The following is a 22,834-nucleotide window of genomic DNA, read 5'->3' as shown; positions in this document are numbered from 1 at the left end:
ATCGCGTCCCGATGCGGATCATTGCGATGCTTGGCGAGTGAACGGGCCGTGCAGCGAGACATCCCGGTCTCGCCGCACCGGTTGCCTCGGGGAGCCGCCGATCATTTCTCGTTCTTGAAGAGAACGTCGATGGCCTGGATCACCTTGAGTTCCGGGTGGGCCTTGCAATACACAATGACTTCGTGCTCGCCAGATTTGGTCCGCGTAATATGGGCAAAATGCTTCTTCGCGAGGCCGTTGTACCAGCCGCTGTACCAAATCGCGAGAAAGTCGGCGTCCTCCTGATAAGTGTTGGCGAGTTGCGCGCAGGTCAAAGCCTGCACATCAATGAACCCTTTCGAGTCCATGTAGGTCGAGAGCGGGACCTGGGCATGAACAGAAGCAATCGAGATGACGAGAGCCCCAAGGCTGAGCCCAATCTGGTTCATGAAGGATTTGCGTTTCATGATTAGCTCCTCTTGAATTTGGTCCACCACCCAAGCCGGCGAACACTTTGAACAAACCGATCATTTCTGCGATGGGTCGGCCGTTGCGCTCGCCGGAGCGGGCGAGCGAAGCGACTCGTAGGAGATGTAGTACTTGTAGATCTTGCCGACGTACTGAACCGTCTCCTGCCCGACGATCGCAGCCGCGCCGTTCTCGACATTGTCGAACCAGACGGTCGAGTCGAAGCCGTGCTTGCTCGCATAGTCCCGGAAACGCTTCAGGTTTCCCGGGCCTGCATTATACGCCGCCAGGGCCATGAACACGCGCTCGCGCGGATCGGTGACCGAAGCGTCGACATAGGTATCCGCCAGGTAGCGCAGGTATTTGGAGCCGGCGTGGATATTGGTGTCGGCACTGGCCGCGACGCCGGTGATCTCGATCGGCTTCTCCTTCGCGGTACTGGGCTTGATCTGCATGATGCCGGTGGCGCCGGAGGCATTGTGGCAGGCCTGGTCGAGCTCTGACTCCTGATAGCCCTGTGCAGCGAGCAGGACGGGGTCGATGGAGTATTGCACCCCGTACTTCTCGAAAGATCCGCGCAGCGCCTTGAACTTCTCCGCCTCGGTGTGCGCGAGGGCGTTCTTCAGCGGTTTCGCCGTCTTGAAATAGCGTGCACGCAGGTCGTTGCCGAATTCAGTTCCGATTTTGTGAGTACTGACGAATTCAGCGAGCTCCTTCCTGAGCGCCGGACTGTCCTTGCGGATCGCCCAGGCGATGTCGCCGCCTTCGTTGATCGCAATATCGTCGCGCACCGTCAGCCCATTCAGGAGGCCCGCCCACGCCTGCGCCTTGAAGCGGTCGACGACGGCCCAGGGCAACAGGCCGGTGCTCACCATCTCCAGCAAGTCCTCGTCCTCGAGGTTCTTGTCGGCCGGCCTGACGACGATGCGTTCCAGCCCCTTGGCTGCCCGGTCCGCATTGAGCGCGTTCAAGTGCTCGAAATAGCTGCTGGCTTCCCGGACGAAAATCGTCTTTCCACCGAGCTCGTTCAGCGAGCCGATGCTCGGCGCCGCAGATCCCGTCACGAGCACTTCGCGAACGCCGGATGCCCAAGGATCAGCGAAGTCAACCAACTTGCTCCGATCCGGCGTGACCGTGAGCAGGCCGGCGGCGATATCGCCCTTTCCGGCTATCAAGTCACCCAGCAGTCTGTCGCGCCTGGTGGGGACGAAGCCGACATAGATCCTCTGCTTCTTCCTGCCGTACCGCTTGTTCAGCCAGCCCTCGAACTCGGCGCCGAGTTCGGCTTCGAAGCCGAGTGTCTCGCCCTTGTCGATGAAGAACGATGTCCTGTCGGTCGGCACGAGAATGCGCACGAGTTTGCGCTTCAGCATGCCATCGAAGTCGCCCTCCCAGACCTTCAGGGACGGCAGCGCCAGGACCTGTGGATCGGCCCTGGCTGATTTTTCTGCCACGACGACGGCGGCGGCGGTTGCGAAGGCCATGGCGAACATCCTGGAACTTGCGCAGGTCGATGAAAAATTCATGATCCAACCCAATCATTTGAAACGTGCCGCTGAAATCTGCCTGGACGTTACCTTTCTTCGTGGAAGCTGTATTGTAGTTTTTCGGCAACCTTGGCTTGTAGATGTCGACGCGCGAGCCCAGGCACTCTGATCAGCGCCGCCGGCCACCGCCATGGAAACCGCCCCCTCCCCGGAAGCCGCCACCTCCGCGGAAACCGCCCACGCGGCCGCCTCCGTGGAAGCCGCCGGCCCGCATGCCGCCGCGAATCGCGGCCGGCCGGCCGCCTGCGTGAACACGTCCGCTGACGCGCGAGCGCGTGACGCTCCTGTGCGAGACCGCCGCGCGATTGCCCGCACCCGTACGCGCATGCGTGACACTCCTGCTGCTGGTGCGGCGCGATACCGAGGCACCGCGATTGCCGGCGCGTTGCGAGACCGCGGTCCTGGCCCGGCCGGCACCCGCATTCGAGATCCTGCCGCCGGGACCACCGGTGCGATTGCGCAGCGCCTCGCGCGCGGCGGGGGTATTGCCACTGCCGAACCGCCTCGCCACGCCGGCATCGCGATAGGCGACACCGCCGCGATGCGCCGGATTGTGGGCCCAATTGTTGTTTCTGATGTTGGTGCGGTTGAACTGGTTATATCGGTTGACGTTGACGTAGACGTTGCGGCCCCACCAGTTGCAGCCGCCCCAGATCGCAGCGCCGACGGCCACGCTGGCGGTGAAGCCGATCACGCCCGCGGCGACATAGCCTGGCGGAGACCAATAGAACGGCTGGTAGTCGGGATAATCCCAGGCCCCGTAGACGACACCGGGATCGTAGACCGGGACGTAATACTGGTCGGGATCGACCGGCTCGATCGAGATCGCCTGCTGCATGCCGGAGGGCGCGGTCACACCGGCAGGAGGCGCGCTCTTTATCACCTTTTGCTGCGGCGTCGACTTGAGATTGCCCGCGGCCTCCGCGCGCTGGCGCAAGGTCTGCACGGCGCTCATCACGTCCTGCTCCTGCGCGAGGAAGGCATCGCCAAGCTGCTGGGTCCAGTCGAGCTTGTCGTTCATCATCTGAAGAACCTGCGGCACCGCCGCGAGGGCCTTGACGCTCGGATCCCACGACTGCTTCTGCATGGCGTCTTCGAGCGCCTTGCCGGTGACGGTCTTGTTGTCTTGCGACCAGCGCGCCGCCTCGACGACTTCCAACGGATAGGTCGATGCCATCAGGATCTGCGACAGCAGCGCGTCCGGGTAGAGCGCGATCGGCGCGACCAGTTGCTCGATCTGTCCGTTCGGAAGCTTGCTGGCTGTCGGGGCCGGCGCCGGCGCGGCAGCCTGGTCCTGGGCCGGCTTCTGGTCCGCGGGTGTCTGCGCGTATGCCGAGCCTCCGAGCATCAGGCCAACCGCCAGCGCCGCGTTCGCAATGGTGAGCCGGCGCAATCCTGGAAGAAGTCGTGTCATGATGCCTCCTCGTTCTTCGTCTCGCTTGCATCACCGGCGGCGCCGGGCGTCAGCGATCCCTACGCAATCGTTCGGCCTCTATTCAAAGCGGAACATGCGTTTCCAGTCGTCCTTCATGCTGACAACGATCCAGCCATTGGAGTTCGCCGCGTCGAGCGCCTTGTCGAGTTTGCCGAATGAGGACTTCCGATCGTATGCATATTCTCGTTCGGCATCGGTGTGATGCACGATCAGGCCAAAGCGTTTCCCCGATGATTGCGTCGCCCATTGCAGCATCTGGAAGTCGCCGTCCGAATTGCCGAAGGCCGCGATCGGCCGGCGGCCGATATGCGAGTTGATGCCGACCGGCTTGCCGGGTCCGTCGTCGACGAGATCGATCGCCGGCAGCCGGATCAGTGTCGGTTTCCCCTTGTCGATCTCGAACTTCGTCTTGATGCTCGATCCGACGACCTGCTCCGGCGGGATGCCATAGACCCGCCCGCTCCATGGCCGCATGAACTCGATGCCGCCGCCCGAGACAATGAAGGTCTTGAAGCCATTGGCCCGCAGACAGGCGAGCAGTTCCAGCATCGGCTGGTAGACGAGATCGGTATAAGGCCGGTTGAACTTCGGGTGACGCGCCGACTTGATCCAGTCGCCGGCGATCTGCGCGAACTCGGCCGTTGTCATGCCGGCATGGGTCGCCATGACCAGTTCGACCAGGCCCTTCTCGCCGGCCTTGGCCAGCGCTGCGATGTCGTTGTCGAGAACCGCCCTGAACGGCTGCTTCTGCTTCCACTCCGGATGTTTGGGGGCGAGGGCCTTCACCCGGTCGAGCGCAAACGCAAGCTGCACATACATCGGCTGCTCGCACCACAGCGTGCCGTCATTGTCGAATGTCGCGATGCGTTCCGGCGCCGGCACGAAATCCGGCGTGCCCTCCCGCGTCACCGCGGCGACGAAGTCCAGGATCGACTGCTTCGGCCGGCCGTCATTCCAGGAGGGAAGAGGATCACTCTGCGCGCGTGCGATACGACCGGAGACCGACAGCGTGGCCGCCGACACCAGCAGACCGGCCAGGATCGTACGGCGATCAACCAAGCTTCCGTTCACGAATCTCCATCCTCCGGTTCAGCCATTCAGAGAGGAACGACCCCCGAGAGTGGGGGCCGCTCCATTTGCATCGATCAGTTGCCGGTAGGCAAGCCGATCTGGAAGCCGTCCTTGGCAAGTTGATCCCTGAAGAACGCGAACCGCTCATACTGTTGGATCGTGATCGGTCCCGCGTAGGTCTCGCTCTGAATCTTCCGTGGCGGATACTTCACATAGGTCTGCATCAGATCCTTGATCGCGGCATTGATCGAAACCAAGGACCAGGTGTGCTCGGTGTAGTTGTTCATGAAGATGTCGTACCGCTCCTGGGGGTCCTGCCAGAGATCGAAGACCTGCGGAACGGTCGCCACATAGGACTCCGGCCCCTTCCAGCCGAGGTTGCTGTCGACCGCCAGGCCGCCGGTCTTTGCGCCGTTGTCGCCGCGCAGATTGAACACCGCCTTGTAGTTGCCGACACGGGCGGCGCCAGGCGAGAGTTCGGATTCCGTGAAATAGAACCAGTTCTTGCGCTCGGACTTGCCGGTTCCGAACAGGATCGGCGACATATCGATGCTGTCGAAGATGATAGGCTTACCCTCGCGATCGTTCTCCGGCAGCTTCACGCCGGCGAGCTTTGCGAAGGTTGCCATGTAATCGAGGCCGCCGACGATGTCGGAATTCTTCGTGCCGGCCTTGATGCCTGGGCCCCATGCAAGGGACGGGACGCGGTTGCCGCCCTCGCGAACCGTGCCCTTGGTGCCGCGGAACGGTGTGTAGCCGGCGTCCGGATAGACGTCCTGCCAGGCGCCGTTGTCCGTCGTCCAGAACACATAGGTGTTCTTGTCGAGGCCGAGGGACCGCACCTTGTCCATGATACGGCCGATACGCGTGTCGTTCTCGACCACGGAGTCGGCATACTTGCTCTTGGACATCGACTTGCCCTGGAATTCGGGCGCCGGCATGTTGGGCTGGTGCACCTTCATGAAGTTGATGCTCATGAAGAACGGGCCCGATGACTTGTTGCGGTCCAGATACTCGAGCGAGGCCTTCTCGACGTAGTCGTCGAAGAAGGGAATGCCGACCACGCCCTTGTCCGGCGTGTTGACGTACTGGCCGTTGATCTTGAAATCTTCCTTCGCCGGCTGCCCGGCATTTCCGGAAAGTGCGCCTTTGGTGACCTTCTCGAACATCGCCCTCAATTCGGGGTCCATGTCGGGAAACCAGGTCGGATCGGCGTAGGTGTACGCATTGAGATGATAAAGGCCGGCATACTTCATCTCGTCGTAGCCTTGCGCGCTCGGCAACGCATAGTCGGCCTCGCCAAGGTGCCATTTGCCCGTGAAGAACGTTTTGTAACCGCCGGTCTTCAAAACCGAGGCAAGCGTCCATTCCGCCGCCGGCATGCCGCCGCCCTGGCCCTGGAACGCGACGGTCGTCATGCCGCTGCGATTTGGAATTCGGCCGGTTTGCACCGCGGCACGTCCAGGCGTGCAGCTCGGCTGCGCATAGAAGGACATGAATTGCAGTCCTTCATTCGCGAGACGATCGATGTTCGGGGTTGGCATGCCGCGATTTTCGCCGCCGCCATAGGGCCCGGAGTCACCATAACCGAAATCATCCGACAGGATCAGGATGATGTTCGGCTTTGCGCCGCCGGCCGCGCTCGAGGGTTGCGTGGTCCCTTGCGCCTGGGCGGTCTCGATGGGCGCCATCGCCGAGAAGGCGGCGATGGTGGCGAGCGAACTCGAGGCCGCGAGCAGGTTGCGGCGGCTGAAGGTGTCTGTCGTTGTCTTCTCAGTCATCACTTTCTCCCTGAACGTGTAATGCAGCGAAATCCGAGATGGCTGGTCGACGTATCGATCGGCTCGGCATGGCGCGCCGCCGGTCGATAGCGCCGGCAATAGTTCGGCGCGCAGAGATGCGAGCCGCCCTTGATCACCTTGCGCGGTATCCTGCTAAGCGGCAGCGACGGATCGTGGCTGTCATGCTCGCAGCCGCCCCGCGGGTTCTGGGGAATGCAGCAGGCCTTCTTTGCATCGGCGCGGTGTTTCGGAGCCCACCAGTCGCTGGTCCACTCCCAGACATTGCCGATCATGTCGAACACGCCATAGCCGTTCGGCGGATAGGTCATCACCGGCGAGGTGCGCGCATGGCCGTCCTCGCACCGGTTCTCGAACGGAAAGTGACCTTGCCACGTATTGGCTTGATGCACGCCGCCCGGCACGAATTCATCGCCCCAGGCATACTCGGCGCCATCGAGGCCGCCGCGCGCAGCAAACTCCCATTCCGCTTCCGTCGGCAAATCCTTGCCGGCCCATCGCGCATAGGCGAGTGCGTCAGCATGGGTGACATGCACCACGGGATGGTCGTCCAGCGACTTGATGTTGCTTTTCGGGCCATAGGGATGGCGCCAATTCGCGCCCTTGAGCAGCGTCCACCATTGGCTGTAGTCGCGCAGATCGACCGGATAATCCGGGGGCGTGAAGACGAGCGAGCCGGCGAAGATCAAATGCGGCAGCGCATCCGGATAGTCCTTGGGGTCCGGAGCGACCTCGGCGAAGGTGACGTGGCCGGTGGCACGCACGAACTGCTTGAATTGCCGGTTCGTCACTGGAGTGCGGTCCATCCAGAACCCGTCGACGCTCACCATGTGGGACGGCGCTTCTTCCGGATAATGCCGATCCGATCCCATGCGAAACGTGCCGCCGGGAATGAAGACGCTGTCTGACGCGCCGGTTTCGTCCACGTTCGCGATCGGTCTCTCGGCAATATTCAAGAAGGTTGCCTCCAGTTACTCGTTGCGGCCGATTGCGTGCTTGGTCGGTTCGGCGGCCTCGCTGCGCAGGTTCTGTGTGACTGACCGATCGCAGCACGCAGCATGCCCGCGGCAAGCACGCTTGATATCGAAAGGTTGACGAGAATCGTATTTTTCACGCACTGCTCCAGTTATGCGAACGCCCCCTCGATCACGGCCGGTTCAGATGAACCAGAGCCTCGGCTTCCAGTTCGGCAACGAGCCGTTCGTAATCCGCGGCCTTCCGACTTCCTTCGCGGTCTCCTTGCTTTGCCGCTTGTTGCCAACGACGAAGCGCTTTCACAGCTTCGTCATAATCTGCGCAAATCGCTCTAAACTGCGCGTCGCGATTGAAGCAGCGCCGAATGTCAAGTTCGCGCAGCGGAAAGCGGGTCACAATCGCGCGGAACTCCTCCATGATGAACTCGCTTGTGGCCAACGTGACCTTTGCTGCTGGTTCATCGAGGCTTCAAGGTACGAACATGTTCGTACACGGCGCGACGCTCGTTGAGCGCGCCGTCTCAGGCGCGACGGCTTCAAGGCCGATGCGACCAGCTGTCGCTGCAGTCGGGAACTCGTTGTTCCGATGATTGAAAGCTGTCGCGTCAGCGCCGGCTGCTTGCTTCGCTTACGAGTTGCAACATGTACTGAGAAAGCCTACCGTCGACCGACGATTGGGGTTGCCGGTTGATGCCTGATGTACCCTTCGCTCACGATGCCGTCGGCGGCTCATCCGATATCCCGCGTTGTGATGATTCCGCGGTGCCGCCGGCGCATGTAGCGAAAGAGCTGGACCGCATCCTCTCGAGTCCGCATTTCCAGGCGAGCGAACGGCGGCAAGCTTTCCTTCGTTTCATTGTCGACGAGACGCTTGCAGGCCGCGCTGATAGCCTGAAGGGCTACACAATTGCCTTGGCCGTGTTTCGGCGCGACGACTCTTTCGATCCCCAGGCTGACCCTGTCGTCCGTCTTGAAGCTCGACGATTGCGCCGCGACCTCGATAGCTACTACGTGGATTCGGGCCGCGATGATCCGGTACGCATCACAATTCCAAAAGGCTCCTATGTGCCCCATTTTGAGTGGCACAAAATGCATACTGCCGACGCTCCATCTCGCGAGCCTGCTCTTGAACTGCACGATGATTCGACAACTGCTGCTGCTACACGTGCGAATTGGACGACCAAGCCTGGCATCAGGCGCTATGGGCCCGTCGCTGCCGCGCTGGCAGCCGGCGTGGTGGCTTGGATATGGCTTGCAGCAAGACCGCCTCCGTCCCCAATGACGCCACGCGAACCCGCGGTCCTCGTGATGTCATTCACGCCACTGACTCCCGGGGAGAACACGCGGCTCTTCGCCATCGGCATGGGACAGGAACTGACCAGCAACCTGTTTCGCTTCGGAGGATTCCGGCTCTACACGTCGCCGTCGAATGCGCTCTCCGCAAAAGGCGACGAGGCGCCCCAACCTGGTCGTCCTCTCGGTGCTTCCTATGTCGTCCGTGGAAGCGTTCAAACGAGCGCCGAAGAGGTGCAAGTCACAACGACTGTCTTCAACGCCGAGAACGACGAGATCGTATGGATGCGGACATATGCTCGACCGTTCGATCCTCAGTCGCTCATGAATGTCCAGCGCGAGCTCGCAAGCGAGATCGCAACCGTCGTCGGCCAATCCTACGGCGTGGTTAGAAACGACATTCGCGCGGATCCACCGAGGAATATGGAAAGCTATCTCTGCGTCCTGCGCGCTCAGGCCTATCGCAGCACTTTCCGGCGCGTCGACTTCGATCCGGCCATGCAGTGTCTTCAGCAAACCGTTCAGCGGGATCCGCAGTATAGCGATTCATGGGCCATGCTTGGATGGCTGCATCTCGACGCCGGACGGTTGGGCTATTCAGCCGACGGCAATCCGCAAACGGAGTATGACAAGGCCCTTGACGCAACGTCGCGCGCCATCGCCCTGCAGCCGAACAGTCCCCTGGCGCTGAAGGCCTTGGCTGCGGCCTACCATTTCACGGGACGTTACGCCGATAGTGATCGCATCAGCCATCTGGCGATCGACCTCAACCCCAACGATCCCGACATTCTTGCCCAATTCGGTTGGCGTCTTGCCATCCGCGGGAACTTCTCGGAAGGCGTGCCGATGCTCAAACGCGCGATCGAGCGCACGTTGCATCCGCCAGCCTGGTATCTTCATTTCATCGCGGTCGACCTTTACTTGAAGGGTGAATACAAGCAGATGCTCGACGTGGCCGAGACGGCATCGTTGCGCGATTCCGGATTCAGCCAACTATTGATCGCGATGGCGAATACAGAGCTCGGACGCCGCGATGCGACCCAAACGGCCTTGAAAGGAATGTCGCGGTACAAAGCGTTGGCCGATGATCCGGCCGGCTTCTTGCGCCGCAACGGAGCGGCGGATCAGGTTGTCGACACACTCGTGGCCGGATTGCGCAAGGCCCAGGCTCTCGTCGCGAGCTGACCTTCCCTGCAGTTTTGGCGCCGCTCAGCCGGCATCTTCGGCTTTCGACGGCCATGTCGCCGTCGCCGTTTTTCACTGCGCATGGAATAGACCGCCCGAAGGCGGCCTTCCATGGGTTAGCGGAAACCAAAGCGGCTTACGGGCGAATGCCGTTCTTTCGCGCGCAATCCCGATAGGCGGAATAGCCCGCCGAGTTTCGGGCGGCAGTCGCCCCGCTTGTCATGTTCGCACCGCCGGCGGCAGCGGCTTCATTCGCCTGCCTGAAGCATTCAGCACGAATTGCATCGACATTCTTGCCACTATTCTTCGGAGCCGCATTTGCCGGAACCGCAACCAGCAAGACCAACGTACTAAGCACACATATCTTCCACATAGTCGTTTCCCTGTTCCCTGTAGTGGACCAGCTGCCGTACCAGTTCGCCAATTTGCTGCGTCGGCAGTAAGCGTCAGCATTGTTTCACACAGGGAGGTCTTCAAGGTACGAACACGTTCGTACCTGCCTCGCGCCGCCGGGGTCCGAAGGATCGAGCTTCACCATGCCCGCGGGGGTCGCTTGCGCCCCGAAGCCACGACGCGCTGTATTGAGCATGCATCTTGTGCCAGCGTGGCACGCAGTTGAACCAACGGAACGAAGCACGTTCAGCGGGATTGGTTGGGACACCCTTGCAAGGAGTCCGGATATGCGACCAACCAAGGCTTTGCTGGTTCTTAGCTTCATCGCATCTGCAGCAATGATACTCCCTTATGACGCCCAGGCCCGGCCCAGAGGAGCCGGCGCTCGATCGGCTCACTTCCACGGCGGAGGAATGCGGCCTGGTTGGCACGGCGGCGGCACGCGATGGCATGCCGGCGGCTGGCACGGCGGCCGCGCACGTTGGGCCGGCGGCGGCTATTACCGCGGTGGCGGTTACTATCGAGGCGGTTGGGGCGCCGGAGCTGCCGCAGCCGGTTTGGCGACTGGCGCAGCCATCGGAGCCGCGACGGCCTACAACTCCTGCTATCAGACGCGAAACGTGTGGAACGGTTACGCGTATGTTCAGCAAAGCGTGAGGGTCTGTTAGGCACTTCCTCGTCCGCTATGCCTGCGCGAGTGCGTTTCGCCGACCCTGTCTGGGCCGGCATCACGCCCTCGCGCGCTACCAGTCAACGCGCAGTCCGGCTTTCCCGCCGTAGGAGAAGCCGCCACCGTCGAACCGGCTCTGATAGGAAGCGTTGGCATAAAGCGACGTGGTCGACGTGACCTGTCCGCTGATGCCGGCATTGATCTCGCCCCACAGGCCGCCGAGGCTCGCCTGGAATGGAACGAAGCCGGTGTCCGACGAGAACAGCGTTTTCGGGTTGCCGAGGAATTCGTTCCACAGGCTCGGACGGATCCAGGCCGTCAGCGTACGCGGACTGTCATCGACCGCCCATGTTCGGCCAAATCGGGCACCGATCCGGGTTGCGAGCGAATCCACATCCGCAAAGCGGATTTGCGCCGCGATGTCGCTGGCGTCGTTGATGTGGATGTTCTGATACACCAGTTGCGCCTGCGGCTCGATGAAGAAGCCGCCGGCGAACTTGAAGGGATATCCGCCCTCCACCGACGCAGCCCCACCCTGAGCACCGGTCTTGAGCGCCGGAATGCCGCGATTTGCGCTGCTCGTGATGTCGTAGAACGTGCCTTGCAGGATCGAGTCGATGTACCAGCCGGTCGGCCCGAAATGCGTCCAGTAGCCACCGAGCGTGTAGGCGGAGAAGGTGTTGTCACCCTGGCTGCCATCGAAATGGGTGACCCGCCCGCGCGCGCCGCCGATCGCGAAATACGCCCCCGCTGGTCGCGCGAACCGTCGGGACCGTCGTGTCGATAGACATCCATGCCCGCCTGCAGCGCCAGGAAATCATAGCTGAAGTGCGGTCCGGCTTCGCCACCCAACACGCCAAAGCTGTCGCCCTGATGCACGCCGTTGACCCCAAGCACGCGACCCCATCCGACCCTGGCGTTCTCGGGATTGGCGCGGAAGCGTTCGTCCTCCTCCTCGCCCACGCGTTCATGCAGCGTGTCGAGCAGGCTGCGTCCGTACAACAGCGTCATCGATGGAATTGCCGCGTAGAGCGAAGTCTCCTCGCGGTAGTCGGGAATATCGCCGCCGCCACCGTCGGCTCCGCCTCCACCTCCACCGCCACCGCCGCCACCGCCACCGCCGCCTCCTCCGCCGCCGCCTCCTCCACCTCCGCCGCCTCCACCTCCGCCGCCGCACCTAGGCACGTTGGGCAGATTGGAGCAGTTGATGAGACCGCCACCGCCGCAGGCGCGCAGATTGGGATGAGCGACACAGTCGAGGGTGTCGCGCAAATACCCGGCTTGCGGGTTGCTGGAGTCGACGCTCGAACGGAACAGCGAATATTGGTAAGGGCCGGCCAAGACCGGGTGAGACAGGCTGAAGGCACCAGCCGTCGTCGTCGCGCCATTGATCGCGTCGACGACGAGGATGCCGTTGCCGGTGGTGAGCGCGCCGCCGCCCGTGGTGTTGCTGATCTTCAGGAACGTGTTGCCGCCTGCCGTGCCGCCATTGATGACAAGCTTGTCCGACGGCGAACCGTCCGTGCCAAGATATGTATTGAGCCCGATGGTGCCGCCCTGGCCGACATAGTTCACTGCCGTCAGCGTCTTGTAGCTCGACAGCTGCGTCGGATCGCCGACAGGAGACGTGAACTGGATCATGCTCGAAGCGTTGATCAAATTGGTGACGTTCGAGTTGCCGGTCATGGTCCAGAGCGAATTGTTTCTCAGCGCGACGCTGGAGGTGCTGCCGGAGTCGGTGAGCGCAACGCCCTGCAGGGTCGAACTGTCCGCGACGAGGTTGAGCGTGGAGCCGCCGCTGACGTTCAGCCACTGATTGTTGTTCGCGACTGCAGTCACGCCGGTCAGGTTTACGCTGCTGGTGCCGCCTGGGGCGGCGATCGACGCGCCGTTCGGACTGGTCATGGTGACTCCGGAGAGCGTCGCTGCACCGCCACTTATGTTGAGCGCGTTGGCATCGGCTCCATTGGCCGTGAGTGAGCCACCGGTCATGCTCAGCGTACCGCTGCTTGTCACGCCGGCCGCATGGGTGCCTGCGCCTGATGTGGTGACCGTCGAGCTGCCGTCGAGCGTGACGCTGCCCGAATTGTCGGCCTGCACTCCGCGGCCTCCGCTGCTGTTCGGAACCGTTACCGTCACGCCGCTCGCCGTGAGCGTGCTGCCGGTGCCGCTGGCCTGCAGGCCGATCTCGCCCCCGCCGCTGCCCGTCGCGGCGACGCTGCCTCCCCTCAAGATGATCGCGCCGCCGTCGAGTGCCTTGGCACCGACATCGCCACCGCCGCCGGAAACCGTGACCGCAACGCCGTTTGCAGTGACATTGCTTCCGGACGATTGCGCCAACAGGCCGGTTTCGCCGCCGCCGTTCCCCTCAACGCTGACAGTGCCGCCGGTCAGCGTGACCGACCCACCGGAGTCCGCGCGCGCGCCAACGTCGTTGCCGCCGCCGCCGGGCATCGAAATGGTTGTACCCGTCGAGCTAATCTGGCTGCCGGCGCCCGTTGCCCACAGGCCGGTGTTGCCGCCACCGCCGACCGCATAGGCGATTGAGCTGTTGAGCAGACTGACCGTCGCCGCGTTGGTCGCCTTCGCAGCGACGTTGTTGCCGGCGCCGTTGAGACCGATGGTGAGTCCTGTCGCGCTGATCTGACTGCCCGTTCCATCAGCGCTCAGCGCAGTTCCTCCGCCGCCGAAGGCCGGATTGATGATCGAACCCGACTGAAAGATGATCTGGCCGCCGCTTTGTGCCGACGCGGCAGTGCTCCAGTTGCCGTTGATGCTCGCCCCGGAACTGAAGATGATCGTACCTGCAGCGTCCGCCAAACCGCCGATACTGCCGCCATTGAATGGGTTGATGTTGACGTTGTTGGTCGTGATCTGAGCGCTCGTACTTGCGTGAACGGCAGGCGTTCCGGTCAACGTCGTATTCGCGTCGATCGAGCAGCTTCCACTCGTTGCGGAGACAGTCGAATCCGGTGCGACCGTGCAGGACTGAGCCGAGGCCGCATCAATCAGCGCGCCCGACGCCATCAAGGCAAGCGCGGCGAGCCGGAACCGGCTCAGACAGGTCGCGACACATGGTCCCGGCTTATTCCCGAAGAATTGGACCAATGATTGCAGGGCAGCGCGCGTCGACGCCTGTTCCATGCGATTGCGCGCGCAAGATCCAAGGAGAGTCGAGCCGGTAAAGCACTTCATTTGCGCCGCCTTCCAAACCTGTCGTTCTCAACAACGTCAAATTGAAAAGAACGGGTTGCTTGGTCGCGGTGCAAAATGCAGGAGCGGCTACAATTCAAGATCGCAAATCATCATCCGACTATCAGGACGAAGATCAACTCGAATGTGGCGATCCGAAACGCGTGCTGCCGTTTGTTGGCAGTTGATGCTTTCGCATCACACAACTTGTGCAGTTCGTGCCAACCGTCGTGCTCTCTCGCGCACGTCCGACGCAACTTGACGCGGTGATCGGGCCGTTCCGCGATCACGCAACCTTTCATCAATTTGCATTCTCGCCTCTGTCCGGATTCGTCGGACGAATGGAATTGCCGTCCCATCGTTTGGGCATTGATCGCAGCATCCTTGCTACGCCGCGACTCCCTGCCGCATCCATGCCGCTTCTGCTGAAGTCGCATTCCAGATCGATCGGCAAGTCACGTCGATTTGATGCCGCGCACGAGACGCACAGGAACCACTTCCGGAGGTTGCATTTGGTTAGGTGCGAGAAAACGGGAACTTGCGGACCTGGCATTCAGTCATGCCAAGCTTCGTAAGTGTCGCAAGCAAACCAAATCCAGGGAGCAAGCCATGATGAGTCTAAGAGTTCTTGGCGCGGCTGTGATAGTGGCGTCGGCAGTTTCGAGCCCCGCATCGGCGCAAGCGGTCTTCTCCAACCCGGCCGCCTGTTCATCTCAATTCGCCAGCGCCAACTGCCTCAACCGAGGAGCCGGGAGCCCGTACGACAGCAGGAGGGGCTATTATCAGCGGCGAGCCGCCTATCGCGAACCCGTGGGGCCGGTGGGGGCCGCTGCCGGCGTGGCCGGCGCTGCCGTCGGAACCGCCGCGGCGATCGCGACCGCTCCCTTCGGCGGCTGGCGCAATTCCTACGCCGCATATGGCACCTACGATCGGCCCGCCGCGTATGGCGACTACTATGCGTGGAACGGCGACTGGAACAGTTACGCGTCGCACAACGGCATCGTCTGCAGGCCCGGCACCTTTTTCAAGGGATCCGACGGACTCCAGCACCCCTGCCAATAGGGCTCTTCTGCTCTCAGACTAATCTACAGGCGGCCTGCATGGCCGCCTGCTCCAGTCCTGCCGGTCGCGTCGACAGCGCCTGCGCGGCTGAAGGATCGTATGCGCCCGAGCTGCCTAGTCGGATCGACGACAATATCCGGCTTCGTCCTCCGCGCTGCGCCGGAACGAGCGCCTGCGCGGAGCGATTGCTGGATGCGCAGCCCACCGATACCGACATTCAGTGCAGGTTTCGATGCGGCCCGAGCGGCTCGTCCGACTCCGCAATCATCCGATCCGACGTCGGCTTCTGATGATATGTCGGCCACTAACCTGCGCGGGAAGATCCGGCTCTGTCGAGCCGTCCACGCAGTCGAGGCAATCGACCTATCTGGGTTGGGATCGATCGATGGCCCCGCTGTCCAGCAATGGCGCGGCATCGATGTTGTGCGCGTCCATCAGCATGGCCAGCCGCTCTACTGCAGCAAGGATCATGGCCTGCTCCCATTGCGGCAACTGGACGAAGCGATCTGTAAACGTCAGGTGAAGCAAGTCGGGTGCGTTGGCCACGATGTCCCTGCCTGCCGGCGTCGCCGTCAGAAGGAACTGGCGCTTGTCGTTTGCGTTACGCTGGCGCTGCACTAGATCGAGCGCCACAAGCCGATCGACGATCGTCGTGATCGTTGCCTGACCGAACTGAAGCGCCTGCGCAATGACACCCGGTGTGGTTTTCTCGCGCGCGTCGATCTCTCGCAACACGAGCCATTGCGATGTCGTAAGGCCGGTCGCAATGGCCAGCTGGCGACTGCCGATCTCAGTTGCCCGCAGCACTCTTCGCAGGGCGCGCAGCGTCAGTGAGGCGATCTCTGATTTCATGTGGCTTTTCTTATAGCTACGGCCGCGCCGAGGCGAATCGTAACCGGTTCCAAGTGAGCCCTTCAAATTTTATTCGGATAACGAAATATCTACGAAGATTTTGATGTGAGATCTCAAGCCAATTTTCAAGATTTCGCCACTTATTTTCCTATAAGGTAAAGCGCTATATATTTCGGAGAATGAAGCGATTAATTCGAAATCTGAAGCAATAGCCGGCCCTCCGGTCGACGCTTTCGGTGGATCCTCGCCAGTGGTTTTCGACGCTGCTCCGGATGTCAACGAAGCGTTCCAGTTGAGAAAGCCGTCGCCCGCTGACGGCCCCGCGGTTACCCGCCTGGTCGCAGCCTGCGCGCCACTGGACTCCAATTCCGCCTATTGCAACCTGCTCCAGTGCACGCACTTCACGGACTCCTGCCTCGTTGCGGAACGTCACGCGCAAATTCTAGGATGGGTTTCAGGTTATCGCCCGCCTTCGGAACCGAACAGCTTCTTCGTCTGGCAGGTCGCGGTCGCGAAGGCGGCGCGCGGCAAAGGCCTTGCTCAGCGCATGATCAACGCGCTGCTGGATCGCCCTTCCGCCGAAAGTGCCAAGTATCTCCTCACCACAGTGACCGACGACAACGCTCCATCCTGGGCATTGTTCAACGGACTGGCCCGCGCGTGGGGCGCTCCGCTGATCCGCAGTGTGATGTTCGAGTGCGACGCGCATTTCGCCGGTAAGCACGCCACAGAGTGGTTGGCCCGCATTGGCCCCCTGCCAAACCGACAGCCCGGAGCCAGAGATCAGGAGAACTGACGACATGACCACAACAACCACACTTGCTCGCCATACACGACCCAAGCCGACCAGCCATATCCCGGACCGATCCATTTACGAACGCCGGGAGTCGGTCGTGCGGAGCTATGCGCGCACCATGCCGCGCCAGTTCAGCCGAGCTGACAATGTCTGGATGTATGATAATCAGGGCGGACGCTATCTAGACTTCCTGTCGGGATGCTCGACGCTTAATTACGGACACAATCATCCCGCGCTGAAGCAAGCGCTGATCGACTACATCTCGACTGACGGCATCACGCACGGGCTTGACCTGCATACCGACGCCAAGGCGGAGTTCCTCGAAACATTCGAGTCGCTGATTCTGAAGTCACGCGGGCTGGACTACCGCGTGATGTTCACCGGACCGACCGGCACTAACGCGGTCGAGGCCGCCATCAAACTGGCCCGCAAGGTGACCGGCCGTGGACTGGTGATCGCTTTCACGAACGGTTTCCACGGCATGACCCTCGGTGCGCTGGCCTGCACCGGCAATGCCGCCAAGCGCACCGGCGCGGGCGTACCACTCAGCCATGTCAGCCACGAGCCTTACGATGGCTATCACGGCCCGGATCTCGACACCGCCGCGCTGCTGGAACGGCGGCTGTCCGACCCTTCCAGCGGGCTCGATGCGCCGGCCGCGATTCTAGTCGAGACGGTTCAGGGCGAAGGCGGTCTCAACACCGCATCGCCGGATTGGCTGCGTGCAATCGCCGATATCGCAAAACGCCACGGCGCACTCCTTATCGTCGACGATATTCAAGCCGGATGCGGACGCACCGGTCCGTTTTTCAGCTTTGAAGGCATGGGTTTTACGCCCGACATCGTCACCATGGCAAAATCGCTGTCCGGCATGGGGCTTCCCTTCGCGCTGACACTGTTCCGACCCGAGTTGGATCAATGGTTGCCCGGCGAACACAACGGCACGTTCCGGGGCAACAATCACGCCTTCATCACGGCCACCGCGTCTCTGCGGAACTTCTGGAAGGATGACGAGTTCGAGCAGGACGTCCAGCGCAAGGGACGATTGCTCGCACGACGCCTGGATGCCATCGCTTCTGGATTCGGCCTTTCGACACGCGGCCGCGGCATGATGCGCGGCATCGACGTCGGGTCCGGTGAAACTGCCGATGCCATCACCAGCGCCTGTTTTGCCGCCGGACTCATCATCGAAACGAGCGGCGCACACGACGAAATCGTCAAGGTGCTTGCACCTCTCATTATCGACGACGCCGCTCTCTCGGCCGGCCTCGACATCATCGAGGAGTCGGTCCGCGCGGTGCGGACCGGCAGCTACGGCATTGCAGCCGAATAACGAAAGGAAAGAACAATGATCGTTCGTCAACTCCGCGACATTCAAAAGACCGATCGTCTCGTCAAATCGAAGGGCTGGGACAGTGCCCGCCTTCTGCTCAAGAGCGACGGCATGGGCTTCTCTTTCCACATTACGACGATGTACGCGGGCGAAGAACTCAAGATGCACTACCAGAACCATCTCGAGGCGGTTTTCATACTGAAGGGAACCGGGACCATCGAAGACCTCGGGACCGGCGAAACGCACAAGCTCGCACCGGGCATCATGTACGCACTCAACAAGAACGACCAGCATATCGTTCGCCCGGACACTGACCTCCTGACGGCCTGCGTGTTCAACCCGCCGGTCACCGGCCAGGAAGTGCACGATGAGACTGGTGCCTATCCGACTGATGTCGAAGCGCCGCGCGAGGCGGCCGTTAACTCCTGAAACAACTGAAAGAGGGAAAGGCATTGACAGACATTTACCCATCCCGTCTCACCTCGGAGGCCCAGATGCTTCCGCGTCTCGATCCCGTTATTCATAGCGACTGGAGCGAGAGCGCACCGCTAACGCGGCAGCAGGCCGAGCAGTTCGATCGCGATGGCTTCCTCGTGCTCAAGGATGTCCTCTCTCCCGAGGAAGTCGACCACCTGCAGACGCAGGCAAAGAAACTGCTATCGAGCCCTAACGGCCTCAATCCGGAAACGATCATCGCCGAGCCGGACAGCCAAGAAATCCGTTCGGTCTTCGAGATCCACTCTCAGAGTAGAGTGATCGGGCGCCTCGCCGCCGACGCACGCTTGTCAGGCATCGCTCAGTTCCTGCTGAACGACAAGGTCTACATCCATCAGTCACGCCTGAACTACAAGCCCGGCTTCGAAGGCAAGGAGTTCTACTGGCACTCCGACTTCGAGACTTGGCACGTGGAAGACGGCATGCCGCGCATGCGAGCACTCTCCATGTCAGTCCTGCTGGCGGAAAATACGCCGGACAATGGCCCCCTGATGCTGATGCCCGGATCGCACCGCGTCTTCCTGACCTGTATTGGGGCGACGCCGGAAGACCACTATCGCACGTCACTGAAGAAGCAGGAGTATGGCGTGCCCGACCGGCAAAGTCTGACCGAGTTGGCGCACCGCCACGGCATCGTGGCGCCGACCGGTAAGGCGGGCACGGTGGTGATCTTCGATTGCAACACGATGCACGGATCGAACGGCAACATCACGCCATTTCCACGCGCTAACGCGTTCTTCGTCTATAACGCCGTGAGCAACCGGCTGCAGGCGCCATTCGGCGTCAAAAAACCGCGGCCGAGCTTCGTTGCCGCGCGCAGCGACCCGAAAGCTCTCGTGCCTCAGCACGGCCCGTTGATGGAGGATGCTCTCGCATGAGCGGTTTTCATAGTGTCGAGAAGATCGGCGGCACATCGATGGCCGCGACTGGCACGCTATTCGACGACGTTCCGATCGCGGAGCGCAAGGGCGAGGACCTTTACAATCGCGCCTTTGTCGTCTCCGCCTGTGCCGGGACGACTGACCTGCTGCTGGAGCACAAGAAGACCTACGAGCCTGGTATCTATGCACGCTTTGTTGCCGATGACGGCGCGGACGGATGGCGTCAAGCGATGGCCGACAGCGACATCACTTGGCCAGGCTTGGTGTTCGATGCGCTGCGAGCCCTCGATAACGCACGAATCGACGTGATTGCGACGCGGCATCAGATTCGCAACGCTGACGTTCAGTTCGTCGTGACCGTTTGCCACTTCGATGCTAGCGCTAGGGTTCTGCATCGTGTCCCGGTGGAGGCCGACGGGGAAGCGGAAGGCCGGCGCGCGGCCTGACGGCGCGCGTCGCAATCGTCATGCTTGCGGCAATCTCCCCGGTTCGTAGCCTGCTGCTCGCCATCTTTATGCTCATGGCGGGAAGCGGGTTTATGGCGACGCTCCTGAGTTTGCGGCTCGAGCGGGCGGGACAGGGCACGATCGTGATCGGCGCGGTGGCGACCGCCTATTTTGCCGGGCTGGTCGTCGGAGCCCTGCGCTCGGGACGTATCGTCCGGCGCGTGGGACATATCCGCGCCTTTGCGGCGTTCGTTGCGCTTCTCTCCGCGAGCACGCTCGGCTACGCGCAAATCATCCATCCTCTGCTCTGGTCGGGACTGCGGCTGATCGACGGCTTCTGCGTCGCCGGCGTGTTCGTCTGTCTCGAGAGCTGGCTAAACGAACGCGCTGACGCGGCCTCGCGCGGCAGCATTCTAGCGGCCTACATGGTTGCACTATATTGCGGACAGGCGGTGGGACAGTTGCTGCTTGGAGCCAGCGGTGATTTGCCTGCTGTTCCGTTTCAACTAGCGTCAATGCTAATCTCGCTCGCGATCATTCCACTTTGTCTCACACGCAACTCGGCGCCGCCGCCTGCCGAAGCCGCGGCGTTCGGAACCCGAACACTCTTTGCCGCATCTCCCCTCGGTGCTGTCGGAGTAATGACGACCGGCTTGATGTTAGGGGCATTTTACGGATTGGCCGCAGTGCAGGTTCGACGCCTAGGGTTCGATTTATCGCAGACAGCCCACTTCATGATGATCGTGATTCTTGGCGGCGTGATCCTGCAATGGCCGCTCGGACGCATTTCCGACCGCTATGATCGTCGCCAGGTCATCGTGCTCAGTTTCGCGGCAACCCTGTGTATCAGCTTGGTCATCTCCTTTCTCTCGTCGGTCGGCCCGTGGCTGCTGATTCTCGGAACAATGTTTGGTGGTCTCAGCTTTGCGCTCTATCCACTCTGCGTGGCCCATTGCAACGACCGTCTGCACGCCGCACAACGTATCGCCGCAAGCGGACGGCTGGTGCTGTTGTATTCCGTCGGCGCCGCGCTCGGGCCGATCGGTGGAGCGATATTCATGACAGGCTGGAGCAGAGGCGGGCTTTTCCTTTTCATCGCCCTTTGCGCCGGCGGCGCGGCCGCGTTCGGCATGTGGCGGCAGACGGCAACCCCACCTGTTCCTGCACCCGAGCAGCAGGACTTTCAGATTCTTCCACGCACGACGCCGATTGCATCGCTGCTTGACCCCAATACGCCCGACGCAGCGGTGATCGGAGAACAGCAATCGTGAATGCCTCTGTTTCCGCACCTGATCCAACTGCTGATCGCGCCACGTTGCGCCGTGCGATTGCCGCCTCTGCCGTCGGCAATGCGACGGAATGGTTCGACTACGGCATTTATGCGTATGGCGTGACGTACATTTCCGCGGCACTGTTTCCCGGAGACGTCGGGGAAGCGGTGCTTTTTGCGTTGGCTACGTTCGCGATCTCCTTCCTCATACGGCCGCTAGGCGGGATATTCTGGGGATCGCTGGGAGACCGGGTGGGCCGAAAATCCGTGTTGGCGCTAACGATACTGCTGATGTCGGGCGCGACGCTGTGCGTCGGGCTTATTCCCTCCTACAACAGCGTCGGCTTCTGGGCGCCACTGTCGCTCGTTCTTCTCCGCATCGTACAGGGCTTTTCGACCGGTGGCGAATACGGCGGCGCCGCGACGTTCATGGCCGAGTACGCTCCCGATGACCGACGCGGCTTTTATGGGAGTTTCCTGGAGTTCGGAACGCTGGCCGGCTTCTCGCTGGGCGCATTCCTGATGTTATCCTTCTCGCTCTTTCTGGGTGATCAGGCGATGCACGACTGGGGATGGCGCGTTCCGTTTCTGGTCGCCGCGCCAATGGGCCTCGTCGGCGCGTATCTGCGCGCGAGAATGGAAGATACGCCGGTCTTCCGTGCCCACGAAACCGCAAGCCAGGCACGATCCTCACCAGGCCTGATCGCCCTTCTGGCACGTCACCGGCGTCCTATGCTCGTCGTCGGCGGCCTGGTGGTTGCGCTCAATGTCGTCAATTATACGCTGCTCAGCTACATGCCAACCTATCTTCAGAGCCGCATCGGCCTGTCGCCGGATGAGGCGCTTGCGGTGCCGCTCCTCGGCATGCTGTTCATGATGCTGTTCCTGCCATTTGCTGGCCGGCTCTCGGACCGAATCGGGCGCCGTCCGATGTGGAGCTTCTCCCTGATCGGGTTGTTTCTGCTGGTGGCCCCTCTCTACATGCTCATGGGCACGGGCCTCGTCGGCGCCTGTGTCGGCTTCATTCTGCTCGGGCTGCTCTACGTACCGCAACTCGCGACCATTTCGGCGACTTTCCCGGCCATGTTTCCCACCCACGTGCGTTTCGCCGGCTTCGCCGGCGCTTACAACATTTCGACATCCATTTTTGGCGGCACGGCGCCGGCAATCAACAGCGGCCTTATCTCTGTTACCGGGAACGAGCTGATGCCGGCCTATTACATGATGGCTACATGCGTTGTTGGGCTGATCGCGCTGCGCTTCATGCCGGAGACAGCTGGACGGACTCTTTATGAAGATCCTTTCGCGCGATAGGCTCTAGCTAGCACGCCAAACTTCCGAGACCGAGGAACGGCTGGAGCGCCTTTATGCGGCCATTGAGACCGGCGCTATCGACGGTACCGATGGATCCGGATCCCTCAAGAACCGGATCGCCGCGTTGATGGCAAGCCGGGGTAGGGCCGTTGTGGCTCTCCATTATGCGAAGAAGTCGAGTGCACCCCCCATCCAGATTGACCCGATCGCTATCGATCGGTTCACCCGCCTGATGCGTCAGCAACTCGTGTCGGGCGACGTCGCTGCTCGGAAGGCCTATCTCGCAAGCGTGGTCGACGCGATCATCGCGTCGGAGGACCGTCGGCTCAAATGACAGCATCCGGTCCGTTTTCGGCCGAAAGGGTCAACCCAAACCTTG

The 22,834-nt window shown here is 61.7% G+C and carries 19 protein-coding genes and 1 pseudogene; 10 read left to right on the top strand and 10 right to left on the bottom strand.

Going from position 1 to position 22,834, the window contains the following annotated elements; genetic code table 11:
- Positions 1-101: 101 nt before the first annotated feature.
- Positions 102-446 (bottom strand): HdeA/HdeB family chaperone, encoded by a 345-nt coding sequence (locus tag ACVWZM_RS24530; RefSeq protein WP_233475664.1) that lies wholly within the window; start codon positions 444-446, stop codon positions 102-104.
- 60 nt (positions 447-506) lie between these two features.
- Positions 507-1,931, bottom strand: a complete 1,425-nt coding sequence (locus ACVWZM_RS24525) for an MltF family protein (protein WP_245311505.1) — start codon at positions 1,929-1,931, stop codon at positions 507-509.
- Here ACVWZM_RS24525 and ACVWZM_RS24520 point away from each other — a divergent pair.
- Positions 1,930-2,103 (top strand): hypothetical protein, encoded by a 174-nt coding sequence (locus ACVWZM_RS24520; RefSeq protein WP_199805259.1) that lies wholly within the window; start codon positions 1,930-1,932, stop codon positions 2,101-2,103. The two genes, ACVWZM_RS24525 and ACVWZM_RS24520, sit on opposite strands and share 2 nt — an antisense overlap.
- On the opposite strand, the gene ACVWZM_RS24515 is transcribed toward ACVWZM_RS24520, so the two are convergent.
- From ACVWZM_RS24515 to ACVWZM_RS24495, 5 genes are all read right to left on the bottom strand, one after another.
- Positions 2,104-3,408 (bottom strand): DUF3300 domain-containing protein, encoded by a 1,305-nt coding sequence (locus tag ACVWZM_RS24515; RefSeq protein ID WP_245311504.1) that lies wholly within the window; start codon positions 3,406-3,408, stop codon positions 2,104-2,106.
- Between the two features lie 78 nt (positions 3,409-3,486).
- Positions 3,487-4,500: an HAD family hydrolase gene (locus ACVWZM_RS24510; RefSeq protein ID WP_456855154.1), complete on the bottom strand. Its 1,014-nt coding sequence runs from the start codon at positions 4,498-4,500 to the stop codon at positions 3,487-3,489.
- A gap of 74 nt (positions 4,501-4,574) precedes the next feature.
- The gene (locus ACVWZM_RS24505) at positions 4,575-6,281 is read right to left on the bottom strand and encodes an arylsulfatase (protein ID WP_200844473.1); all 1,707 of its coding nucleotides are present in this window, start codon (positions 6,279-6,281) and stop codon (positions 4,575-4,577) included.
- On the bottom strand, positions 6,281-7,225 hold the full coding sequence (locus tag ACVWZM_RS24500) for a formylglycine-generating enzyme family protein (RefSeq protein ID WP_309143557.1): 945 nt from the start codon (positions 7,223-7,225) through the stop codon (positions 6,281-6,283). The genes ACVWZM_RS24505 and ACVWZM_RS24500 overlap by 1 nt, the downstream gene beginning before the upstream one ends.
- Before the next feature lie 220 nt (positions 7,226-7,445).
- Positions 7,446-7,691 (bottom strand): hypothetical protein, encoded by a 246-nt coding sequence (locus ACVWZM_RS24495; RefSeq protein ID WP_229192917.1) that lies wholly within the window; start codon positions 7,689-7,691, stop codon positions 7,446-7,448.
- Between the two features lie 272 nt (positions 7,692-7,963).
- Between ACVWZM_RS24495 and ACVWZM_RS24490 the strand changes: the two genes are divergently transcribed.
- Positions 7,964-9,751, top strand: coding sequence for a tetratricopeptide repeat protein (locus ACVWZM_RS24490; protein ID WP_456855153.1), 1,788 nt, complete (start codon positions 7,964-7,966; stop codon positions 9,749-9,751).
- A gap of 1,136 nt (positions 9,752-10,887) precedes the next feature.
- Here ACVWZM_RS24490 and ACVWZM_RS24485 read toward each other — a convergent pair.
- Together ACVWZM_RS24485 and ACVWZM_RS24480 are read right to left on the bottom strand one after the other, a co-directional pair.
- Positions 10,888-11,547, bottom strand: a complete 660-nt coding sequence (locus ACVWZM_RS24485) for an autotransporter domain-containing protein (protein WP_456856767.1) — start codon at positions 11,545-11,547, stop codon at positions 10,888-10,890.
- A 593-nt stretch (positions 11,548-12,140) separates the two neighbouring features.
- A pseudogene (locus ACVWZM_RS24480) lies at positions 12,141-12,500 on the bottom strand (autotransporter outer membrane beta-barrel domain-containing protein); the annotation flags it as partial.
- Positions 12,501-14,615: 2,115 nt separating this feature from the next.
- Here ACVWZM_RS24480 and ACVWZM_RS24475 point away from each other — a divergent pair.
- The gene (locus tag ACVWZM_RS24475; RefSeq protein WP_076827284.1) at positions 14,616-15,068 is read left to right on the top strand and encodes a hypothetical protein; all 453 of its coding nucleotides are present in this window, start codon (positions 14,616-14,618) and stop codon (positions 15,066-15,068) included.
- Positions 15,069-15,431: 363 nt separating this feature from the next.
- Here ACVWZM_RS24475 and ACVWZM_RS24470 read toward each other — a convergent pair whose 3' ends face one another.
- On the bottom strand, positions 15,432-15,920 hold the full coding sequence (locus ACVWZM_RS24470) for a MarR family winged helix-turn-helix transcriptional regulator (protein ID WP_057017678.1): 489 nt from the start codon (positions 15,918-15,920) through the stop codon (positions 15,432-15,434).
- A 250-nt stretch (positions 15,921-16,170) separates the two neighbouring features.
- On the opposite strand from ACVWZM_RS24470, the gene ectA reads away from it, so the two are divergent.
- From ectA to ACVWZM_RS24435, 7 genes are all read left to right on the top strand, one after another.
- Positions 16,171-16,716, top strand: a complete 546-nt coding sequence (ectA, locus tag ACVWZM_RS24465; protein WP_245311500.1) for a diaminobutyrate acetyltransferase — start codon at positions 16,171-16,173, stop codon at positions 16,714-16,716.
- Positions 16,717-16,720: 4 nt separating this feature from the next.
- On the top strand, positions 16,721-18,049 hold the full coding sequence (ectB, locus tag ACVWZM_RS24460; RefSeq protein WP_057017677.1) for a diaminobutyrate--2-oxoglutarate transaminase: 1,329 nt from the start codon (positions 16,721-16,723) through the stop codon (positions 18,047-18,049).
- Positions 18,050-18,064: 15 nt separating this feature from the next.
- The gene (locus tag ACVWZM_RS24455) at positions 18,065-18,478 is read left to right on the top strand and encodes an ectoine synthase (RefSeq protein ID WP_076827282.1); all 414 of its coding nucleotides are present in this window, start codon (positions 18,065-18,067) and stop codon (positions 18,476-18,478) included.
- A 65-nt stretch (positions 18,479-18,543) separates the two neighbouring features.
- The gene (thpD, locus tag ACVWZM_RS24450) at positions 18,544-19,422 is read left to right on the top strand and encodes an ectoine hydroxylase (RefSeq protein ID WP_283812345.1); all 879 of its coding nucleotides are present in this window, start codon (positions 18,544-18,546) and stop codon (positions 19,420-19,422) included.
- The gene (locus ACVWZM_RS24445; RefSeq protein WP_456855152.1) at positions 19,419-19,871 is read left to right on the top strand and encodes a hypothetical protein; all 453 of its coding nucleotides are present in this window, start codon (positions 19,419-19,421) and stop codon (positions 19,869-19,871) included. The genes thpD and ACVWZM_RS24445 overlap by 4 nt, the downstream gene beginning before the upstream one ends.
- A 20-nt stretch (positions 19,872-19,891) precedes the next feature.
- Positions 19,892-21,142, top strand: a complete 1,251-nt coding sequence (locus tag ACVWZM_RS24440) for an MFS transporter (protein ID WP_456855151.1) — start codon at positions 19,892-19,894, stop codon at positions 21,140-21,142.
- Complete coding sequence (locus tag ACVWZM_RS24435) at positions 21,139-22,455, top strand: MFS transporter (protein ID WP_316398582.1); 1,317 nt, start codon at positions 21,139-21,141, stop codon at positions 22,453-22,455. The genes ACVWZM_RS24440 and ACVWZM_RS24435 overlap by 4 nt, the downstream gene beginning before the upstream one ends.
- Positions 22,456-22,834 lie beyond the last annotated feature (379 nt).

The sequence above is a fragment of the Bradyrhizobium sp. USDA 4501 genome (assembly GCF_054062115.1).
Note: the sequence above shows the minus strand (reverse complement) of the source record. Positions and strands in the feature narration are given on the sequence as shown.

Coding starts and splice junctions, on each gene's coding strand:
- ACVWZM_RS24530 (WP_233475664.1), bottom strand. CDS start 446: ATGAAACGCAAATCCTTCATGAACCAGATTGGGCTCAGCCTTGGGGCT.
- ACVWZM_RS24520 (WP_199805259.1), top strand. CDS start 1,930: ATGGCGAACATCCTGGAACTTGCGCAGGTCGATGAAAAATTCATGATC.
- ACVWZM_RS24525 (WP_245311505.1), bottom strand. CDS start 1,931: ATGGCCTTCGCAACCGCCGCCGCCGTCGTCGTGGCAGAAAAATCAGCC.
- ACVWZM_RS24515 (WP_245311504.1), bottom strand. CDS start 3,408: ATGACACGACTTCTTCCAGGATTGCGCCGGCTCACCATTGCGAACGCG.
- ACVWZM_RS24505 (WP_200844473.1), bottom strand. CDS start 6,281: ATGACTGAGAAGACAACGACAGACACCTTCAGCCGCCGCAACCTGCTC.
- ACVWZM_RS24495 (WP_229192917.1), bottom strand. CDS start 7,691: ATGGAGGAGTTCCGCGCGATTGTGACCCGCTTTCCGCTGCGCGAACTT.
- ACVWZM_RS24490 (WP_456855153.1), top strand. CDS start 7,964: ATGCCTGATGTACCCTTCGCTCACGATGCCGTCGGCGGCTCATCCGAT.
- ACVWZM_RS24475 (WP_076827284.1), top strand. CDS start 14,616: ATGATGAGTCTAAGAGTTCTTGGCGCGGCTGTGATAGTGGCGTCGGCA.
- ACVWZM_RS24470 (WP_057017678.1), bottom strand. CDS start 15,920: ATGAAATCAGAGATCGCCTCACTGACGCTGCGCGCCCTGCGAAGAGTG.
- ectB (WP_057017677.1), top strand. CDS start 16,721: ATGACCACAACAACCACACTTGCTCGCCATACACGACCCAAGCCGACC.
- ACVWZM_RS24455 (WP_076827282.1), top strand. CDS start 18,065: ATGATCGTTCGTCAACTCCGCGACATTCAAAAGACCGATCGTCTCGTC.
- thpD (WP_283812345.1), top strand. CDS start 18,544: ATGCTTCCGCGTCTCGATCCCGTTATTCATAGCGACTGGAGCGAGAGC.
- ACVWZM_RS24445 (WP_456855152.1), top strand. CDS start 19,419: ATGAGCGGTTTTCATAGTGTCGAGAAGATCGGCGGCACATCGATGGCC.
- ACVWZM_RS24440 (WP_456855151.1), top strand. CDS start 19,892: ATGCTTGCGGCAATCTCCCCGGTTCGTAGCCTGCTGCTCGCCATCTTT.